Annotated in this window: 2 protein-coding genes; one reads left to right on the top strand and one right to left on the bottom strand. The window is 29.3% G+C overall.

What is annotated here, in order from left to right:
• Positions 1 to 312 precede the first annotated feature (312 nt).
• Positions 313 to 1,203, top strand: coding sequence for a DMT family transporter (locus tag ENO17_03850; GenBank protein ID HER24170.1), 891 nt, complete (start codon positions 313 to 315; stop codon positions 1,201 to 1,203).
• Between the two features lie 110 nt (positions 1,204 to 1,313).
• Here ENO17_03850 and ENO17_03845 read toward each other — a convergent pair whose 3' ends face one another.
• Positions 1,314 to 2,027 (bottom strand): hypothetical protein, encoded by a 714-nt coding sequence (locus tag ENO17_03845; protein HER24169.1) that lies wholly within the window; start codon positions 2,025 to 2,027, stop codon positions 1,314 to 1,316.
• Positions 2,028 to 2,272 lie beyond the last annotated feature (245 nt).

Below are 2,272 nucleotides of genomic sequence, written 5' to 3'. Positions count from 1 at the left end.
TCTGATAATTCTATACTGATGTAGTATTTTAATTCATTTATACGATAAACTTTTCAAAAATCCTTCTTATTTATTAAAATTATCACCAAAAGATTCATCGGTGTAAACGTCAATAAAATAACTTTCTCGCAAAACTTAAAGCGAACTGTTTATGGAAATTAGTTAATATTCTCCGATTAATAATAGAAATTTTGAAAAATATAGTATAATGATTGATAAAAATAAAGGACAAAATATCCTTAATTAAAAATCATAAAAAAATAAAACCTATTATCTATAATTTTTATTTTAATACTTTAAAGGAGAGATACATTGATTAAGAATAGTAAATTAAACAACGTTAAAATCGATACAAAAGATAATTACAAAGTAGGTATTTTTTTTATCTTAATTTCTTGCATTTGTTTTTCTTTAATTGCGGTAGGAGTAAAACAGGTAGGACATCTTCCCTTAATGGAAATAGTATTCTTTCAAAATATTCCTGCTATGATAATTATTCCCATCATACTAAAAAAAATGAATATTTCTCTCCTTGGTAATAATAAACCTTTCCTATGGTCTAGTGGCTTTTTAAATGTAATTATTCAATTAGCGAAATTCTATACTTTTACAGTGATGCTTTTAGCTGATGCAGCTACCATTCATAGATTAAGCCCCTTTTTTATCTTTTTTCTTTCAGGGATATTTCTGAAAGAAAAAATATCTTTTCGGCGAATTCCACTTTTTTTGTTGGCTTTTTTAGGAGGATTATTGGTCATTAAACCTGGTTTCCGGGTAGAGATATTTCCGGCTATGATTGCACTAATTGCTGCCATCTCTATAGCTTTAAACCATGTGAACCTAAGATATTTAAGGCTGACTGACCATTATTTAGTCATCACCAATTATGTTGTCTATATTGGGGGATTAACAAGTATAGTAATATTATTATGGCAAAAGAGTTTTCAGATTCCTAATTCCTATGATTTATTAATATTAATTTCAATCGGACTGACCGCTTTATTTGCACAGATTACGCTTACTAAAGCCTATCAAATGGCTCAGGCAAATTTGGTTTCTTTATATACTTATTCTCAAATTATATTTGCGAGTCTCTTTGGTCTAATGTTTTTCAAAGAGATTCCGGATCTCTTAAGCATAATAGGAGCAAGCTTTATTATTATAAGCGGATATTTAAATTATAGATTTGAAACAAATAAGTAATTTATGAGCATATTTCCCTGATAACACTTTGTCTAATTTAATCAGCATACTCACCAGTATTTTTTGCGGGTATAGTTCCTCTTCCGGTCAGGGGTACACTTTGCTAATATTCACTGATTTGCTGAAAGCTCTTGAAATTCTTTGATCAGGGTCTCAACAGCTTTATCAGTCTCAAAAATTGTAGATTTTTTATTCAGTTGATCATAGGTAATTTTAAAAATTCCATCGATTATATACTCCTCGATATCAAATATATCACCGCTTTCATTTTCCAAGCTTACTTTTAAATTGCCATAACGATTATCCCAGGATTGTACTTTCCAGTCCTCATCGAAATAAACAGTAGAATTTCGGTATTTAAAAGATTTAAGAGATATCTGAATGGATTCAGGGGTTCCCATAGCTTTTATCACATTTTCCATTGAAGAACCAATGGCAACAGGAAGAGAATTGGGATCTTTTCCAATATTATTAATAGTTACAGCAGTCATAACGTCATCCACCGAAGAAAATCCTACCTTTTTTGAAATTGATAATGGCGCGATATTTATATCCTTAATAGCGTTTCCTTCTTTATCTAATATTTTAAACATTCCCGCTGTTTTATCAGTTTTTGTATCATCATATTTTGGTGTAGAGCTAACCTTATTAGGATAATCTTCTTTTAGGTATCTTTCTCGAATCATCGACGAAACTTTGCTGGCAACCGGAGTAATATTACTGGAAAATTCGATATCCCAAATCTGAGCATAAACAGATGAAAAAAATAATGAGAGGATAGTCAAAACAAGAACCGGCAAAACAACAATTCTTTTATATTTCATAATAGCTCTCCTTATAAAATGTTTTTTATTGTTATAGAGAGGTAAATAGATTTTAATTTTCCTTAAAAAATTATATACTCTTCCTGTATATCTAACGAAATTATTTTTTCGTAAATCTATGCATTTATATTACAATACTACAAAATTTCATAGAATCCTTCTTTTTTGTTAAAAAAAATAAGGGATTCTTTATAATAAGCGATCCGAAGAAGGCTACAAGAATTCACCTATCTGTGATAAAATAT

The sequence above is a fragment of the Candidatus Atribacteria bacterium genome (assembly GCA_011056645.1).
GTDB lineage: Bacteria > Atribacterota > Phoenicimicrobiia > Phoenicimicrobiales > Phoenicimicrobiaceae > Sediminicultor > Sediminicultor quartus.
Note: the sequence above shows the minus strand (reverse complement) of the source record. Positions and strands in the feature narration are given on the sequence as shown.

Coding starts and splice junctions, on each gene's coding strand:
- ENO17_03845 (HER24169.1), bottom strand. CDS start 2,027: ATGAAATATAAAAGAATTGTTGTTTTGCCGGTTCTTGTTTTGACTATC.